A 17,467-nucleotide genomic window follows, 5' to 3' on the forward strand; every position below is an offset into this window, starting at 1 on the left:
CGGGCGCGGGCGCTCTACTCCGGGTCCGTCAGCAGCCGGTCCGCGACCCGGGCCGCCGCACCCCCGTCGTCCAGGTCGCAGTACTCCTTGCGGAAGCTCTCGTACGCGTCCGCGTGCCGTGCCGCCAGCCCGTCCGTGCCGCGGAGCGCCTGTGCCACCTCGTCCGTCGTGACGAGGAGCGGGCCCGGCGCCCGGGTCTCGAAGTCCAGGCAGAAGCCGCGCACGGTGTCCCGGTAGTGCTCCAGGTCGTAGGTGTGGAAGAGCATCGGGCGGCCGGTGTGCGCGTAGTCGAACACCAGGCCCGAGTAGTCCGTGACCAGTACGTCGGCGATCAGGAGCAGCTCGGCGGTGTCCGGGTGCCCCGACACGTCGAGCACGCCGGGCCCGGTCGGGACGCTGCCCGTCACCCGGGGGTGCCTGCGTACCAGCACCGTGTGGCCCGCGCCGAGCGACCGCGCCAGGGCGGCCGTGTCGAGCGCCGGGTCCCAGCGGTACGGGCCCGGCGCGTCACCGGAGGATGCCGTCCGGTCGTGGGCCAGGTGGTCGCGGTACGTCGGTGCGTAGAGCACGACGCGGTCGCCGTCCGGGATGCCCGTCCGGCGCCTGACCCGCTCGGCCGTCTTCTCCCGGCCGGGCGCGAACAGCAGGTCGGCGGCGGGCGAGCCCGCCTCCAGCACCTCGCCCCCGTACGCCAGGGCGCGGCGCAGATGCGGAGTGGCGAAGCGGCTGGGGGAGACCAGCACCGACCACTGGGCCGAGCGGTGCGGCAGGGAGGTGAGGGTGTGGTGGTCGGCGTACAGACTGCCGTCGAGGTCCGTGCCGAAGCGGCCGAGCGGGTTGCCGTGCCATGTCTGCACGACCGTCTGGCCGGGGCGCCGTTCGAACCACTCCGGCAACTGGTCGTCGGTCACGATGCGGCGGGCCCGCGCCAGAGCCTCGTACCAGGCGGCGCTGTACTCGACGACGGGGACCGCCGTGTCCGGCACGTGCGCCGCTCGCCCCGCCCGCCCCGCGGTGACCCAGAGGTGCTCGACGTCGGTGCCGCGCCGCACCAGTTCGGTGTGGACGGCGCGGGGGGAGTCGCCGCCCGTGTAGAGGACGGCGTCGCGCAGGGGGAGGGTGCGCCGCTGCGGGTAGTGGGCGGTGCGCAGCAGGCGCCGGCGGTACGCGCCCCGCTCGGCGGCCGGCAGGGCCGGGCCGGCGTGCAGGGTCAGCCGGTCGCCGTGACGCCGTTCGAGGGTCAGCTCGCCCTCACCGTCCGGACGGGGGAGCGGCAGACGGGTGGTGAGCGACGCGGTGGCCCGTACGGGGAGACCGCCCAGCCGCAGGTCCCAGCGGCCCTCCTGGAGTGCGGCGGCGACGAGCGCGGGGGGCACGGACGCGGCGAAACGGCCGTCCCTCCGCGTCACCGTCACGGACGCCGTCTCGCGCAGCGCCTCGTGGCGCAGGACGAGTTCGGTGCCCGTCCCCGTCCCCTCGATGCGCAGGCCGCCGTCGGCCGTCCACCGCGCCCCGTCCACGACCGCCTGCCCGCTCAGGTCCACCACCAGCTCACCCGCAGGGCCGGCGGTGGCCGGCGGCAGCAGGTCGGACGCGGCGGCGAGCGGGGCCCGGCTGCCGTCTTCGAGCACCAACGAGGCGTGCCACAGGGCACCCCCCTCCGGCTCCACTTCGGGAGGAGCCGGGCGGTTGGGCGGTGGCACGTCGGCGAGTTCCGCGAGTGGAATCCGTACGGCGAAACGCCCGTCGTCCCCGCACTCGACCGGGCAGGTCCGCTCCTCCTCGGTGCCGTCCAGGGTGAGCAGCAGGGCTTCCGGCCGGGCACCGCCGTACCGCTGACCCGTCAGCCTCAGAGTTCCGGTTCCGCCGTCGTGCGTCTGTGCGAGGGCGGGCAGCTGTGAGACGTCCAGTTCGAGCCGGCCGTCCCGGTAGCCGAGTACCGCCCGTCGCCCGCCGTCCAGATCGCGGACGAACGGCTGGGCCGAGGCGGCGTCCACGGCCCGTACGGCGGCACGTCGCACCACACCGTGGCCGGCCACCACCATGCCCACCAGCCAGCGGCCGGGCCGCAGGGTGCGCGGATCGATGACCATCTCGAAGCCCGCACGGTCGTAATCGTGCAGCTCCTGACCGGAGTTCACCGTCGCCTCGGGGGCCGCGACGGACCGTACGGGCACCGTCCGAAGCTGCCTGCCCGCCGCCGAGCGCAGGACGCCCCACTTCAGTGCGTGAAGGGCCGTGTCCGCGGGGAGGTTGCGGATGTACGCGTATCCACGCAGCCCGAGCCGTCCGTCCGGCCGCCATGAGGCACCCGACAGCCGTGCCACCGCCGGAAGGTCGGACCGGTTGAGCCGTGAGTCCCCGTGCGTGACGCCAGGATGGCCGGCCCTGCGCCGGCCGGGCAGGCCCTCGACGGTGAACGTGCCTGCCCCGTTGGTCCGTTCGAAGGCGAGCACGGCCAGCAGGTCGTCGAGCCTGCGCTCGCGCACCAGCCGCCACTTGACCCGCAGCTCGACCGGCAGCCCGGCGAGGGCCGAGCTGCCCGCCCGGTCCAGGAACGCGCCCGCGTCGGCCATGAACGCCGTGCGGTAGGCGGCGCTCCCGAGCGTCATCCCTTCCAGGAAGTAGAGGAAGTCGTCGCGCAGGCACGACACGTCGTAGCGCCGCCGCTGCTCCGCGTCCCGGCCTGCCAGGAACGCGCTGACCCGCTCACAAGCGGCGATCCTGTCCCGGACGCCCGTCACGTCCGTACGCCGCCGGGTGATCGAGCCCTCCCGCACCCGCCAGTGGTACACGTGCTCGTGCAGCACGTCGACCGAGTGGGCGAGGTAGTGCGCCGGGATCATCACCGGGGTGTCCTCGTAGAGCTTCCCCTCGGGGAAGGTGAAGGCGTGGCGGTCCCAGAAGGAGCGCCGGAACACCTTGTTCCAGGCGACCCGGTCCGCGAGCAGACGGGCGTCGCGGGTGATGTGGGTCCGGGAGCGGGTGGCCGTCAGCCACCGGTACTGCCACGCCTGCTGCCTGCCCCGCTCGGTCAGCCGCCAGACGTTGCCGGTCGCCAGGTCGGAACCGGTGGACTCCAGGGACGCGGTCATCCGTTCGTAGGCGTCATGGACGAGGACGTCGTCACTGTCGGCGAACGCCAGGTACGGGACGCCGGGAGTGGTGTGCCGTACTCCCGTGTTGCGGGCGGCGCTCAGCCCCGCGTTGGGCTGGTGGACACATCGGAATCGGCTGTCGTGAGCGGCGAACTCCTCCGCGATCCGACGGCTGCCGTCGGTGGAGCCGTCATCGACGAGCACCACCTCGATCGCTTCGAGGGACTGCCCGGCCAGGGACCGCAGGCACTGCTGCAGCCACTCCTCGACGTTGTGGACGGGGACGACGACGCTGAGCAGAGGCTTCATGGTCATGCTCAACCGGGGTGGGCGCCGCGAGTCACCGGCACTGACCCGAACGGGTGAAGGAGAAGGCCGGATCACGGGCCTGCCCGATTACGCTCGGCTGCCATGCTCCTCAGTGTCGTCATGGTCGTTCCTCGTGGGCCGGGATATCTGCGCGCCGCCATGGACTCCGTACTGGACCAGCCTGTGCGGGAGTTGGAGATCGTCCTGGTGGCCTCTGCGGCCTCTGCGGCCTCCGCGGCCACCGACGCCTTCGCCGCCATCGCGGCCGAGTACCGGGAGCGCGACACCCGGGTGAGGGTGCCGGCCTCCGCGGGAGGCCTCACGCCGGGCGGAGCCCGTAACACCGGGGCCGCGGAGGCGCGCGGTGATCACCTCCTCTTCCTCGACGGCGACGACCTGCTGCTGCCGGGCGTACTCGCCCCGGTCGCCGCCCTGTTGGCGAAGGAGCACCCGGACGTGCTGCGGCTGGGGCACGACCTCGTCGACCGCTGGGGCGAGGTCCGGCCGGGTGCCCCCGACGCCGTTCCCGCCGCCCGCAACCAGCTCTTCCGGCACTCCTTCTGGACCACGCACGGGCTCCGCTTCACCGACGGCCCGTACGAGGACGTCCTCCCGGTCCAGCGCGCGCACCTGCTGGCTTCCGGTGCGGGGACACTCGCCACCCTGGACCGGCTCTGCGTCCGCCACCGTCGCCCGGGCGCCGGGGCGTGGCGGGGAAGCGGGGCGCTGCTCGCCGCGTACGGACAGCTCATCGCCGGGACCGGCGACGGCCCCCGGGCCGCAGCCGCGCGCACGGCCCACATCCGGGCGCTGCTCGAAGAGCCCGGCGCTGTCCCCGCCCGCGACCGCGCCGCCCTGTTCCGCGCCGCCGGTCTCCCGGGTCCCTACGCCGCCCAACGTGCGCGAACCGCGGCCCGCACCGCCCGCGCCCGCCTCCCCGCCGCTCTGCTCCGGCACCGTAAGGCGCTCCGCACGCGCGTCCTGCGCGCCGCCTACCGCGCCGACCTGCTGCGGCCGCTGGACCCCCGCCTCGCGGTGTACGGGGCGTACTGGAACCGCGGGATCGCCTGCAACCCGGCCGCCATCCACGCCAAGGCCCTCGAACTGGCCCCGCACATCCGGGGCGTCTGGGTCGTCTCCTCGCGCCACCGTGACCGGGTGCCGCCCGGTGTGCCGTACGTCATCGAGGGCTCCCGTGCCTACTGGCGGACCATGGCCACCGCCACGTACCTGGTCAACAACTCCAGCTTCCCCGGCGGCTTCACCAAGCGTCCCGGGCAGATCTACCTCCAGACCCACCACGGGACCCCGCTGAAGACCATGGGCCTCGACCAGCGCGCGTACCCCGCCCTCACCAACGGGATCAGCTTCGAGAAGATCGTCGCGCACACCGACCAGTGGGACTACAGCCTCTCCGCCAATCCCCACAGCACCGAGATCTGGGACCGCGTCTACCCGTCCTCGTACGAGCATCTGAGCCTGGGCTATCCGCGCAACGACGTCTTCTTCACCACCACCACCGAGCAGACGGCGACGATCCGCGCCGGTCTCGGAATCGGCCCCGGGCAGAAGGCGCTGCTCTACGCCCCGACCCACCGCGACTACCGCAAGGGCTTCCTGCCCCGCCTGGACCCGGAACGCGTCGCCCGCGCACTGGGGCCCGGACACGTGCTGCTGGTGCGCGCCCACTACTTCTACGGGGGCACGGCGGGACTCACCGACGCGCGGCACGGCCGGGTCGTCGACGTCACCGGGCACTCCAGCGTCGAGGAACTCTGCCTGGCCTCCGACGGGTTGATCACCGACTACTCCTCGCTGATGTTCGACTACGCGTGTCTGGACCGCCCGATCATCGGCTACGCACCCGACTGGGACGCCTACCGCGCCTCCCGCGGCACCTACTTCGATCCGCTGTCCGGGCGGCCGGGGGAGACCCCGGGGGCGATCGCCACCACCCAGGACGAGCTGCTGGAGCTGCTGCGGAGCGGCGCGTGGGAGAACGAGCGGACGAGGGTGCTGCGCAAGGCGTTCCGGGACCGGTTCTGCCCGTACGACGACGGGCGCGCGGCGGAGCGTGTGGTGCGGCGGCTCTTCCTCGGAGAGAAGGGGGTCTGAGGCACGTCGTCACTCGAACGGCGGATCGGGCCCGTCCGGTGCGACCCCTCCGCATCCCGCCGTCGTTGTGCTCAACAGCTCATGCACGCGGCAATGTCGGGAGAACCTCATGCACCAGTCGGCCTATGAGCAGATGGAACTCTGCATCGAGGAGTATCTGCCCAAGACGCGCAGACACCGCGTCGTGGACCTCGGCTCGCGGATTTCCGGCAAGCAGTCCCGTACGCACAGGGGATTGCTGGCAGGCCACGACATCGACTACTTCGGCGTGGACGTCCTCGACGGACCCAACGTCGACGCCGTGATGAAGCGGCCGTACCGCATCCCCGCGAAGTCCCGCAGTGCCGACGTCGTGCTCTCCGGGCAGGCGTTCGAACACATCCCCTTCTTCTGGGCGTCGATGCTCGAGATCGCCCGCGTCCTCAAGCCCGGCGGCTACACGTTCATCACCGCACCCTCACGCGGCCACGCGCACGACGCCCAGGACTGCTGGCGCTACTACCCGGACGGCTTCCGTGCGATGGCGGCCCACTCACGGCTCGAACTCTGCGAGGCGTACACCGACTTCCCGCCGCGCAAAGGCATCTGGCACGACTACCGGGGCATCGACAAGGGCGCCTACTGGGGCGACTCCGTCGGGGTGTTCCGCAGGCCGCAGCGCTATCCCCGGCTGACGATGTTCGCCGTACGGGAGCTGACCGTGTGGTGGGCCAACCGCGTCGGCGGAGTGGACGCGGTCCCGGTGCCGCGCCCGCTGGACGGCCGTGCGCGGTGCGGGCGGCCGGCAGCACTCCCGCACGACGCGCCGGCCGTGACCTCCTCCTGATTCCATGGTCCAACCGGGGCAAATCAATGGCAGGTTGACGAAAGATGACATGAGTCGCAATGCGCGCGTACTGTCCCTGGGCATGGCTTGGCGCAACGCCGTCAACGGCGTCCTTCAGCAACTCACCGGGTACCAGCTCAGGCGAGTGTCCGTGCCCGCTCCCCGTATCGCCCCCGCCGCTCCGGCGCCCGCACCGAAGCCCAAGCCGAAGGCCAAGGCCGGTCCGCAGTTCCCGGCGGACTACGACGACGAGGCGAAGGACATCATCCGGGAGGTCAAGCCGTACTCGATGACCTCCCCCGAGCGGCTCAACGCCTTCATCCTCGCGACCCGCCACATCGCCCGCCACAACATCCCCGGCGACATCGTCGAGTGCGGCGTGTGGCGCGGCGGTTCCATGCAGGCGTGCGCGAAGACACTGCTCTCGCTCGGGGAGACCGAGCGCGACCTGTACCTCTTCGACACGTACGAGGGCATGACCCCGCCCACCGAGGAGGACCTGCGCCGCGACGGCAGGTCGGCACAGGAGCTGCTCGACGCGCAGGGCAAGGACCGGCCGATCTGGGCGGTGGCCTCCCTGGAGGACGTCCAGGCCGGATTCGAGAACGTGCCCTACCCGAAGGAGCGCGTCCACTACGTGCGGGGCAGGGTCGAGGACACCGTCCCGGACCGCGCCCCGGAGCAGATCGCGATTCTCCGTCTGGACACCGACTGGTACGCCTCCACCAAGCACGAACTGGAGCACCTCTACTCGCGTCTGGTGAGCGGCGGAGTGCTCCTGATCGACGACTACGGCTACTGGCAGGGCTCCCGGCAGGCCGTCGACGAGTTCCTGGAGAAGACCGGCGAGCAGCTGCTGCTGCTGCGCATGGACGAGGGCCGCATCGCCGTCAAGCCCTGAAGACGGCCCCGACGTCGGCGGTGATTTCGGCGGTGACTTCGGTGGTTACGTCGGCGGTGACTTCGATGTCTACGTTCGCGTGAACCCGTGAACCCCACCAGCCCCGTGCCACACCGGTACGGGGCTCGGTCGTCTGACCGACTCCCGGCCGCCGGCCGTCACCCGAACGGCTGCTGCCGGGTGACCGGGGCGCGGCCCGCGCTGTTAGCCCCGGGGTGCGTCCGGCCCTGATCCGCCGGACCCGCCCCAGACCCCCCAGGTCGTCCGTCCGGAAGGATCGTGCACAGCGCATGCCACCCCGTCTCACCGTCGTCGTCCCCCTGTACAACGTCGAGCAGTACCTCGGTGCCTGCCTGGACTCGCTGGCCGGACAGACGATGTCCGATCTCGAAGTCGTCATGGTCGACGACGGCTCCACGGACGGAAGCGGGAGCGTCGCCCGGGAGTTCGCCGCGCGGGACCCGCGCTTCAGGCTGGTCTCCCAGGAGAACGCCGGGCTCGGCGCCGCCCGTAACGCAGGGGTCCTGGAGGCCCACAGGGACGGGGAGTTCCTGACGTTCGTCGACAGCGACGACATCGTGCCCCCGGGGGCCTACGAGCGGATGCTCGCCGAACTCAGCCGCTCGGGCTCCGACTTCGTCACCGGGAACGTGCTCCGGCTGCGCGCCAACGGCGCACTCGAACAGTCACCGATGTTCCGCAAGCCGATGGAGAAGGCCCGGTCCGCCACGCACATCACCCGCGACTGGCTGCTCCTCGGCGACCGCATCGCCTGCAACAAGGTCTTCCGCAGACCGTTCTGGGACCGCCACGCCTTCGCGTTCCCGACCGGCGTGCTGTACGAGGACATCGCCGTCGTCCTGCCCGCCCACTTCCTCGCCACGTCGGTCGATGTCGTCGAGGAGCCCGTGTACCACTGGCGGGACCGCGCCGGTTCGATCACGACGCGGCGCGCGGTGCCGCAGGGCATCCGGGACCGGGTCACCGCCGTCTCCACCGTCAGCACGTTCCTGGCCGCGCGAGGCATGGCCGAGGCCAAGCGCCGGTACGACGGGCACGCACTCTCCGGAGACCTCTGGCTGTTCATCGACGCGCTCCCGGAGGGTGACGCCGCCTTCCACGAGGCGTTCCTCGAACACGCCAACGCCTTCGCCGCGACCGTCGACCCGGCCGTCGTGGACGCGCTGCCCCTGCACCTGAGGGTCAAGTGGCAGCTCATCCGGGAACGCCGGATGCCGGAACTCCTCGCACTCCTCGCGTACGAGAAGCACGACCGCGACACCTTTCACGTCCGTGGCCTGCTCAGGCCTCGCGCGCACCACCCGGTCGTCGGCGGCCCGCTCCCGCCCCGCGCCACCGCCCTGAGCGGCGCGGACCTCCCCGTACACGCCCACCTCACCCAGGCCCTCTGGCGTGACGGACTGCTGCACCTCAAGGGGTACGCGTACGTCCGCAACGCCCCGGGGCGCTCGGCCGGTACCGGCTGGCTGCGGTCGGGGCGCCGCGTCCTCCCGCTGCGACTGCGCACCTTCCGTACGGACGAGGCAGCCGCCCGGTCCGGCCGCACGCTGCACCGCTACGAGCGGTCCGGCTTCGAGGCCGTCGTCGACCCCCGCACGCTCGCCGCCAAGGGCGCGGGAAAGAGCGGCCGCAAGACCTGGAAGCTGGAATCCGTCGTCCTGGGCGGCGGGCGGCCACGCCGCGGTCCGATGCGGCTGCTCGGCAACCCGGCCGCGCCCGCCGTCGTGTACGCCGGTGAGCGCACCCGGGTCGTCCCCGTCCTGTCGGGCAACAAGCTGGAGCTGCGCACCGACCGGATCGACGCCGTCCTCGTCGCGCACACGGCGACGGCGGACGGTGTACGGATCGAGGTGCGGGTCCTCGACGGCAGCGGGCCGACCGCCCTGCGCCTCCAGGAGTGGCGCACCAAGGAGACCCGGGAGATCCCCCTGGGGACCGGCGAGCCGGGAGCCGCGACGGTCGTCGCCGAGGTGCCGCTCACGGCCTTCCGGGGGTCCGACGGGGTGTGGGGCGTCCAGCTCGTCGGCGGGAGACGCCGGATCACGGTGGCCGCCCGGCCGGAGACCGGCTCCGCGCGGTACCCGCTCGCCGGTGGCCGCGAGGTCTACGTCGCCGCCAACCCCTCGGGGGACCTGGTCCTCACCGACCGGACCGGGCAGCCCGTCGTCGAACGGCTCTCCTGGGCCGACACCGGGGAGCTCGTCCTCGAAGGCGGCCTCGGCGGCCTCCCCGGGACGTACGACCGCGGCATCGAGCTCGTCCTGCGCCACAGCGGCCACCAGGAGGAGACCGCGTTCGCCGCCGAGACGGTGGCGGGCGACGCGGGAGAAGGGTTCAGGGCCGGGCTGGACCCGGCGGCCGTCGACGGGCTCGGCGGACCCCTCCCGCTCTCCGAGGGCCGCTGGTACCTCTTCCTGCGCGCCCTCGGCGAGACCGACCCGGACGCCTACCTTCCGCTGCGTGCCGCGACCCCGCTCCACGCCGGACTGCCGCTCCACCGTGAGCAGGACGGCCACCGGCCCTTCACCCTGGAGCGCCGGTTCCACGACCGGCTCGTCCTGGAGTCCGGCAGCGCCCTGCCCGTCGTGGACCGGGGCGCGTACGGGCAGAGCCGGCTGCGCGAGCGGTACGCCGGCCTGCGCGGCCTCGGGGAACTGCGCCCGGCCGTGCTGTACAGCAGCTTCGACGGACGGCAGTTCTCCGATTCGCCGCGGGCGATCCAGGAGGAACTGGCCCGCCGCGACAGCACGCTCGAACACCTCTGGGTGGTCCGCGACGAGCAGGTACGCGTCCCGGCCGGCGTACGGGCGGTCGCCCTGCACAGCGCCGAGTGGCACGAGGCGCTGGCCCGCAGCCGCTGGATCGTCTCCAACACGCAGCTTCCCGAGTGGTTCGAGCGGGCCGACGGACAGTTCGTCGTCCAGACCTGGCACGGTACCCCGCTCAAACGCGTCGGCCGCGACCTGGCGGGCACCCCGACCGCCGATGCCGCCTACATGGCGTCGATGCCGCGGCGCGCCGCCCAGTGGAGCGTCCTGGTCTCCCCGAACACCTTCTCCACCCCCGTCCTGCGACGGGCCTTCGGCCACACCGGCGCTGTCATCGAATGCGGCTATCCCCGCAACGACCTCCTGTACGCCCCCGACCGGGAGAAGGTCGCCGACTCCGTACGGGAGAGACTGGGCATCCCCCAGGACAAGCGCGTGATCCTCTACGCGCCCACCTGGCGCGAGGACCTGCCCAAGCAGGGCGGCCGCTACGGGCTCGACCTCCAACTCGACCTGGCCCACGCGGAGAAGGAACTCGGCGAGGACAGCGTCCTGCTCGTGCGCCGCCACTACCTGGTGGGCGGAAGCATCCCGCAGAGCGCGTGCGTCCGGGACGTGTCGCGTCACCCGGACGTCGCCGAGCTGCTGCTGATCAGCGACGCGCTGGTCACCGACTACTCGTCGCTGATGTTCGACTTCGCCGGGACCGGCCGCCCGATGCTGTTCCACACGTACGACCTGGAGCACTACCGCGACACCCTGCGCGGCTTCTGCTTCGACTTCGCCGCGCAGGCGCCCGGCCCGCTGATCCCCACGTCGGCGGGCGTGGTGGAAGCCCTGCGGGACCTCGCGGCCGTCACCGAGACGCACCGCGACGCCTATGCCCGGTTCCGTGAGTCGTTCTGCGATCTCGACGACGGCACCGCGGCGGTCCGGGTCGTCGATCTGATGCTCAAGGGGGAGCAGGCATGAGCACACCGGACTTCAGCTGTGTCGTCACCGGCGGGGGAGGGGCCGCCGCGCTCCGTGCTTCCGTCGGCTCGGTGACCGGCCAGAGCCTGCGGGCCACCGAGGCCCTCGTCGTCCTCGCGGGCGACTGCGGCCCTGACACCCGGGCGGCGGCTGAGGAACTCGCCGTGGGCCACCCCGGCCGGGTCCGCCTCGTCGTCGCGGACGGCGCCGCTGCCACCACGGGAGCCCTGCGCAACACCGGGCTCGACGCGGCCACCGGCCGGCACGTCCTCGTGCTCGGCGAGGGTGAACGCCTCCAGCCGCACGCCTGCCGCAACCTCTGGGAGGCCGCCGAACGCACCGGCGCGGACCTCGTGGCCGGGCGCTGGAGCCGGCTCACGGGGGAGGGCACCAAGGAGCGCGAACCCTCCTGGCAGCACCAGCTGTTCGCCCGCTCCCGGACCGTCACCCGATTCGGCGACGCACCCGAACTGGCGGTCAGGGACGCGCTGGTGACCGGGTTCTGTGTACGCCGTGAAGCCGTCGAGCGGCACGGTCTGCGGTACGCGGAGGACCTCACCCGCAGCGAGATCCTGTTCGGACCCCTGGCGGCCGCAGCCGTCGGCCGGATCGCGCTCGTCCGCAGACTGACCGTGACCGGCCGGGTGGAGAGCGGGCAGGACGTCGCCGGACTGATCCAGGCGCACCGGGGTGTGTGCGGCACCCTGGTCGCGCAAGGGCTGCACGAACTGCGCGAGCAGCGGGAACGAGCCTTCGCCCTCGACCGGCTGGTGCCGCTCGTCCGGACCTTCCCACGGCTGCCCTCCGACGACCGCGACCGGATCGCCGCCGCTGCCGCCCGGGGCCTGGCCGACAGCGTCCCGGGCCCGGTCCGGGAGACCCTGCCGCCCCTCGAACGGGTCGCCGTCCACCTCCTCGCCCAGGGCGACGCGGAGGGCCTGCTCGCGGCGGCGTACGCGCTGAACCGGCCGGGTGCGGTGGCCGCCCCCCTCGTCACGGGCGACGACGGCCGGGTCCACTGGCCCGCCCCGGGGCCGCCCCACGCGGAACCCGTAGCCCTGGACGTCACCGGACTCGGCCACCAGTACCGCCCGTTCGGCGAGTTGCGCCTGATGAACCGGCTCACCCGCTGCACCCCGGAGAACGGCCGCCTCCTTCTCGAAGGGCACCTGGTCCTGCCCGCCCACGCGGCTCCCGGCCCCGGCCTCCCGCTCACCGCCGAGCTTGAGTTCCGGGTACGGGACGGCTCCCGCGCCTTCCGCTTCCCGGTCGCCGAACTGCACCGCGAGGCCACCGGCATCCGCTGGCGCACCCACGCCGACCTGACCCGCGTCCTGCGCCCCCTCGGGGCCCGCGACACGCTGTGGGACGCCCGCCTGTTCGTCGAGGCCGACGGCACCCGGTGCGTCAGCGACCTCTACGCCGCCCACGGACTGATCGGGGCGACGGACCGATTCACCGCCCGCCCGCGGCTCGGACGGCTCGCCGGGGACACCTGGGAGCCCTACGTCACGCTCAAGGACCACCTGGCTCTGCGGCTCGTCCCCCGCAACCGGCCCGCCCGCGCCCTGCGCCGCCTGGTCCACTACGCGACCCACTTCCGTCCCGCCCGCAAGGCACAGCTCCTGTCGAAGGCTCTGCGCAAGAGGCGCGACCGGTGGCGCTCCCGGGCGTTCAAGGCGTCCGTCTACAACACCTGGCTCTGCCGGCTGCCCGTACGCAGGGGTTCCGTCGTCTTCGAGAGCCACATGGGCAAGTGCTACGGAGACAGCCCCCGGGCCATCCACGAGGAAGTGCGCGGACAGGGTCTCCGGCTGCACTGCGTCTGGTCGTACGAGACCTCCCCGAAGGGCTTCCCCGCCGACGCGCGGCTCGTACGCCGCTGGTCGTGGCGGTATCTGTGGGCCCTGGCCCGGGCCGAGTACTGGGTCGACAACCAGGGCTTCCCGCAGAATCTGCGCAAGCGCCCCGGTACGACGTACCTCCAGACCTGGCACGGCTCGGCGTACAAGCGCATGGGCTTCGACGAGACGCGGGTGCGGATGCAGAACGCGCCGCAGCGCCACCGCCTCCAGGAGGCCGTGCACCGCTTCGACCACTTCCTCGTCCGCTCCGAGCACGACGTGCGCACCCTCGCCCGCGCCTACCGGCTGCCCCCGGAACGGCTGTTGGCGACCGGCTACCCGCGCAACGACGCCCTGCTGGCCGCACGGGCCAGGGACGAGGCCGAAGGCCGGCTGCCGCGTTCCGCGCTCGCCGACCGTCTCGGCATCCCCGACCACAAGAAGGTCGTGCTGTACGCGCCGACGTTCCGCGGCGGCCCCGGGAAGCGCAAGCGGCGGCGGCTCCCGCTGGACGTGGCCCGCTTCGCGGAACGCTTCGGCGATCAGTACACGCTGCTCGTGCGGGCCCACTACCTGGAGGCCGCACGGCTGCCCGTGTGCCCGCCCGGGACGGTGGTGGACGTGTCGGCGCACCACGACGTCACCGAACTGCTCACGCTGGCCGACGCGTTGATCACCGACTACTCGTCGATCATGTTCGACTACGTGCTCCTGGACCGGCCCGTCGTCCTGTTCGCCCCCGACCTCGACGCCTACGCCGCCGCCCGGGGCAGCTACTTCGACCTGCGGGAGAAGGCACCGGGGCCGGTCGTGGAGACGGAGGACGAACTGTTCGCGGTGATGGGCCGGCTGAAAGCAACCGGCACCGCGTCCGAGGAGGCGCGCGCCGCGTTCGCCGAGGAGTTCGGCAGCTACGACAAGGGCGACGCGGCCCGTACCGTCGTCGGCACCGTCTTCGCCCGCCACCTCTCACGCACCTCCAGGGGGGCCGGCCGATGAGCCGCAGCCGTGACGTGTTCATCGTCTCCAACAGCACCGACGAACTCGGCGGAGTCACCGGCTGGACGCACCGGACGGCCCGGCTCCTCCAGGAGCGCGGCCACCGGGTGCGGGTGATCGGCATCCACGCCTCCGAGCTGAAGATGGCGCTCCCCGACACCCCCGGCTACCCGGTCACCGCCCTCTACCCGACGCACCCGCCGACCCCCTGGGCACCGAAGAGGCTGCGGGACCGTCTGCGCATCCCGGCGCGCCGACGGGAGGCCGCCCGGGCGGAGGAGAAGCGGCGCGCGGTCCGGCGGCTCTCCGGGATCTTCCGCACGGCGGGGCCCGGCGCGATCGTCCTCGTCACGCAGGTGTGGGCCATGGAGTGGGTCGGGGAGGCCGACACCTGCGGCCACCGCGTCATCGGAATGAGCCACGAGTCGTACGACTACTCGCGGGCGAGCCACCGCTACCGCTGGATCAAGAACCACTACAGCACCCTGGACCGCTGGCTCGTCCTCACCGAGGAGGACGCCGACATCTGGGCCGGCGACGGCATGAACAACGTCGGCTTCATGCCGAACGCCCTGGCCGGACTGCCCGACGTGCCCTCCCCGCGCACCGCGAAGAGCGTGGCGAGCATCGGCAGGCTCAGCGACCAGAAGGGCATCGACATGCTGCTGGACACCTGGGCGCTGGTGGCCCCGCAGCGGCCGGACTGGCGGCTGGGTGTGTACGGGGCGGGCGAGGACGAGGCGGAACTGAAGGCCCTGTGCACCGAGCTGGGCCTGGACGGTTCCGTCGAGTGGAAGGGGCGGACCGACGATGTGCCCGGAGCCCTCGCGGACGCCTCGGTCTTCGTCCAGTCCTCGCGCGGCGAAGGGTTCCCGCTGGCGCTGATGGAGGCGATGGCGAGCGGAGTACCGTGCGCCGCCTTCGACTGCGCGCCGGGCGTACGGGAGATCGTGCGTGACGGCGAGGACGGGCTGCTCGCCCCGGCCGGGGACATCGCCGCCCTGGCCGACCGGCTGCTTCGGCTGACCGGCAACCCCCGGATGCGGGACGCGATGGGGGAGCGGGCACGGACGAATGTGCAGCGGTTCTCCGAGGCGGAGACCGTCTGCCGCTGGGAAGAGCTGTTCGCCTTCCTGGAGCGGTGAGCGAGGGCGGGGGGAGGCGCCGGGCCGGGACCGTCCACCGGCCCGGCACCGCCGTCCTGCGCGGGCCTCAGTCCCCCACCGGGCTCGCTGTCGCCGCCCTGGACGGGTCCGACGGCGCCCGCACCGCCGACTGCCGGGGCAGCGTGCCCACCGGACGACGCTCCTTGAGCGGTACGGGCACGGGCAGCCCCGCCGTCTCGCCCAGGAAGACCCGGCGCACCACCCGCTCCGCGGCGTACCCGTCGTCGTACGGACAGAACCGGGCCCGGAACGCGGCCCGCAGCTGTGCGGACCGGGAGCCCCGCCAGTGGTCGGTGGTGAAGATGTCGAACAGTTCGTCCTGGCTGCGCGCGACGACTCCCGGCGGAAACGTCTGCAGATCGAAGTACGTGCCCCTGGCCGCCTCGTAGGCCTGGCTGTCGTCGAGGTGGATGACGAGCGGGCGGTCCAGATTGGCGTAGTCGAACATCAGCGACGAGTAGTCCGTGATCAGGGCGTCCGAGGCCAGGCAGAGCGCCTCCAGCGACGGGTGGTCGCTGACGTCGATGATCCAGGGATGCGGGGACCGGCCGGCCGGGGCCTTCGGGGCGCTGTACAGGTAGTGGGAGCGGGCCAGGACGACGAAGCGCGGGCCGAGCACCTGCAGGAGCCGTTCCAGGTCCAGGCCCTGGCGCTGGGAGCGCCGGTAGTCGCGGTGCGTCGGCGCGTACAGGATGGCGGTGCAGTCCTCCGGGACGGACAGCGTCTCGCGCACCCGTGCCACCTCCCGCGGGTCGGTGCGGTGGAAGACGTCGTTGCGCGGATAGCCGTACTCCAGCGTCGTGTAGGCGGACGGGTAGGTCCGCTCCCAGACGAGCGTGGAGTGCAGATTGGCGGAGAGGGAGTAGTCCCACTTGTCGATGTTGCGCAGCAGCTGGTCGAAGTCCGTGGACCCGGCCGCGGCCGGGCGGTCCACCAGGTCCGTTCCCATGGTCTTCAGCGGCGTCCCGTGATGGGTCTGCAACAGCACCTGACCGCGCCGCTTCACCAGCCGCCGGTCGAAGTTGACGTTGTTCACGAGGTACTTGGAGCGGGCCAGCGCGGTCCAGTAGCGGAACGTTCCCGGGTGCAGCCGGCGGGTCGCGGTGGGCACGGTGTGCGCGTGCTCGGGGCGGCAGATCCAGGAGGTCCGCAGCCCCGGGACCAGCTCGCGGGCCTTCGCCTCGATCGCCGCCGGATTGCAGGCGTAACCGCGGTTCCAGTACGCGGCGAACACCGCGTCGTGGGGGCGGACGGGCAGCCGCAGCTGGACGCGGTAGTGCAGCTGGAGGAGGGCACCGCGCACCGCGTGACGCAGTGACGCGGTGCGGAGCCGCAGCACGCCGCCCAGTTGCTGCGCGGCCCACAACAGCCGGTACGTACGGTGGGCGCCCAACCGGAACAGCCCGTGGCGCAGCCGTGCGCGGCGCGGGACGGGGGCGCCTGGAGTGCGGTAGCGGACGCAGTGGGCGCGGGCGCGGCGGAAGAACTCGGCGCGGGTGCCCGGCGGCAGCCGGCCGTGCGAGGTGAACAGCGTGGAGAAGTGGTCGAGCATCCGCCGGAACATCACCGGCCGCCAGACGGCGAGACCGGGCCGCTCGTCGATGAACGCGAAGACCCGGTCGTACTGGTCGAAGACGTCGAAGTGACGGCGGCTGGTGGTGGAGAGGATGTTGCCGCGGCGCCGCTGACGGTAGCCGACGCAGACGGCGTCGAGGACCGCGATCGATCCGGCGGCCATGAGCACCGGATAGGTCCAGGGCGTGTCCTCGTAGTAGCCCGGCGGGAAGGTGAAGCCCTCGGCCTCCACGAACTCGCGGCGGTACGCCTTGTTCCAGACGACCATCAGGACCTTGAGCAGCTCGGGGCGGTCCGCGAGCCGGAAGGAGGGGGGACCGGTCTCGGTGAGGTGCTGGGCGAGCTGGTTGCGGACGGTCCGGCCCGACCAGTACACCCGGGTGTAGTCGTAGACGAGGACGTCCGGGCAGCCGGTCGCCGCGATCCGGTCGGCGATGGTCCGCAGCGCGTCCGGCAGGAGCGTGTCGTCGCCGTCGAGGAAGATCAGGTAGTCCCCGCTCGCCTCGGCGATCCCGGCGTTGCGCGCGGGGCCGAGGCCGGTGTTCTCCGGCAGGTGGACCACGCTGAACCGGTGGTCGCGGCCGGCGTACTCGTCGGCGATGGCGCCGCAGGCGTCCGGTGAGCCGTCGTCGACCACGATGATTTCGAAGTCCTTGAAGGACTGGCCCGACACCGAGTCCAGGCACTCGTGCAGATACGCCTGGACCCGGTACGCGGGCACGATGACACTGAACCGGGGCACAACACATCCATGGGTCGGTCGCGGGCGGCAGGTGGCCCGCAAACGGCCGAAGGAGTGACATGGTTACGCCAGACGTGGCATTCGGGGGACATCGGGGGTGGAGCGGCCCGGTTACGGGTAACGGGGCCGCT

General features: G+C 72.5%; 8 protein-coding genes. 6 read left to right on the forward strand and 2 right to left on the reverse strand.

Features of this window, described 5'->3' with window-relative positions:
* Positions 1 to 14: 14 nt before the first annotated feature.
* The gene (locus tag F0344_RS22385) at positions 15 to 3,407 is read right to left on the reverse strand and encodes a CDP-glycerol glycerophosphotransferase family protein (RefSeq protein ID WP_185302831.1); all 3,393 of its coding nucleotides are present in this window, start codon (positions 3,405 to 3,407) and stop codon (positions 15 to 17) included.
* A 102-nt stretch (positions 3,408 to 3,509) separates the two neighbouring features.
* On the opposite strand from F0344_RS22385, the gene F0344_RS22390 reads away from it, so the two are divergent.
* From F0344_RS22390 to F0344_RS22415, 6 genes are all read left to right on the forward strand, one after another.
* Positions 3,510 to 5,522: a CDP-glycerol glycerophosphotransferase family protein gene (locus tag F0344_RS22390; RefSeq protein ID WP_185300504.1), complete on the forward strand. Its 2,013-nt coding sequence runs from the start codon at positions 3,510 to 3,512 to the stop codon at positions 5,520 to 5,522.
* Positions 5,523 to 5,631: 109 nt separating this feature from the next.
* The gene (locus F0344_RS22395) at positions 5,632 to 6,348 is read left to right on the forward strand and encodes a methyltransferase domain-containing protein (protein ID WP_185300505.1); all 717 of its coding nucleotides are present in this window, start codon (positions 5,632 to 5,634) and stop codon (positions 6,346 to 6,348) included.
* Positions 6,349 to 6,397: 49 nt separating this feature from the next.
* Entirely contained in the window at positions 6,398 to 7,249 is an 852-nt protein-coding gene (locus tag F0344_RS22400; RefSeq protein WP_185300506.1) for a TylF/MycF/NovP-related O-methyltransferase, read from the forward strand.
* Between the two features lie 290 nt (positions 7,250 to 7,539).
* Positions 7,540 to 11,010, forward strand: a complete 3,471-nt coding sequence (locus F0344_RS22405) for a bifunctional glycosyltransferase/CDP-glycerol:glycerophosphate glycerophosphotransferase (RefSeq protein ID WP_185300507.1) — start codon at positions 7,540 to 7,542, stop codon at positions 11,008 to 11,010.
* Positions 11,007 to 13,853, forward strand: a complete 2,847-nt coding sequence (locus F0344_RS22410) for a bifunctional glycosyltransferase/CDP-glycerol:glycerophosphate glycerophosphotransferase (RefSeq protein WP_185300508.1) — start codon at positions 11,007 to 11,009, stop codon at positions 13,851 to 13,853. Before F0344_RS22405 ends, F0344_RS22410 begins: the two co-directional genes overlap by 4 nt.
* Positions 13,850 to 14,998, forward strand: a complete 1,149-nt coding sequence (locus F0344_RS22415) for a glycosyltransferase (protein WP_185300509.1) — start codon at positions 13,850 to 13,852, stop codon at positions 14,996 to 14,998. The genes F0344_RS22410 and F0344_RS22415 overlap by 4 nt, the downstream gene beginning before the upstream one ends.
* Positions 14,999 to 15,065: 67 nt before the next feature.
* Here F0344_RS22415 and F0344_RS22420 read toward each other — a convergent pair whose 3' ends face one another.
* The gene (locus F0344_RS22420) at positions 15,066 to 17,336 is read right to left on the reverse strand and encodes a bifunctional glycosyltransferase/CDP-glycerol:glycerophosphate glycerophosphotransferase (protein ID WP_185300510.1); all 2,271 of its coding nucleotides are present in this window, start codon (positions 17,334 to 17,336) and stop codon (positions 15,066 to 15,068) included.
* Positions 17,337 to 17,467: the final 131 nt, after the last annotated feature.

It is taken from the genome of Streptomyces finlayi, assembly GCF_014216315.1.
Lineage (GTDB): Bacteria > Actinomycetota > Actinomycetes > Streptomycetales > Streptomycetaceae > Streptomyces > Streptomyces finlayi_A.

Bases quoted from the DNA above. Each gene is read 5' to 3' on its own strand.
- F0344_RS22385 (WP_185302831.1), bottom strand. From the start codon at position 3,407: ATGAAGCCTCTGCTCAGCGTCGTCGTCCCCGTCCACAACGTCGAGGAG.
- F0344_RS22390 (WP_185300504.1), top strand. From the start codon at position 3,510: ATGCTCCTCAGTGTCGTCATGGTCGTTCCTCGTGGGCCGGGATATCTG.
- F0344_RS22395 (WP_185300505.1), top strand. From the start codon at position 5,632: ATGCACCAGTCGGCCTATGAGCAGATGGAACTCTGCATCGAGGAGTAT.
- F0344_RS22400 (WP_185300506.1), top strand. From the start codon at position 6,398: ATGAGTCGCAATGCGCGCGTACTGTCCCTGGGCATGGCTTGGCGCAAC.
- F0344_RS22405 (WP_185300507.1), top strand. From the start codon at position 7,540: ATGCCACCCCGTCTCACCGTCGTCGTCCCCCTGTACAACGTCGAGCAG.
- F0344_RS22410 (WP_185300508.1), top strand. From the start codon at position 11,007: ATGAGCACACCGGACTTCAGCTGTGTCGTCACCGGCGGGGGAGGGGCC.
- F0344_RS22415 (WP_185300509.1), top strand. From the start codon at position 13,850: ATGAGCCGCAGCCGTGACGTGTTCATCGTCTCCAACAGCACCGACGAA.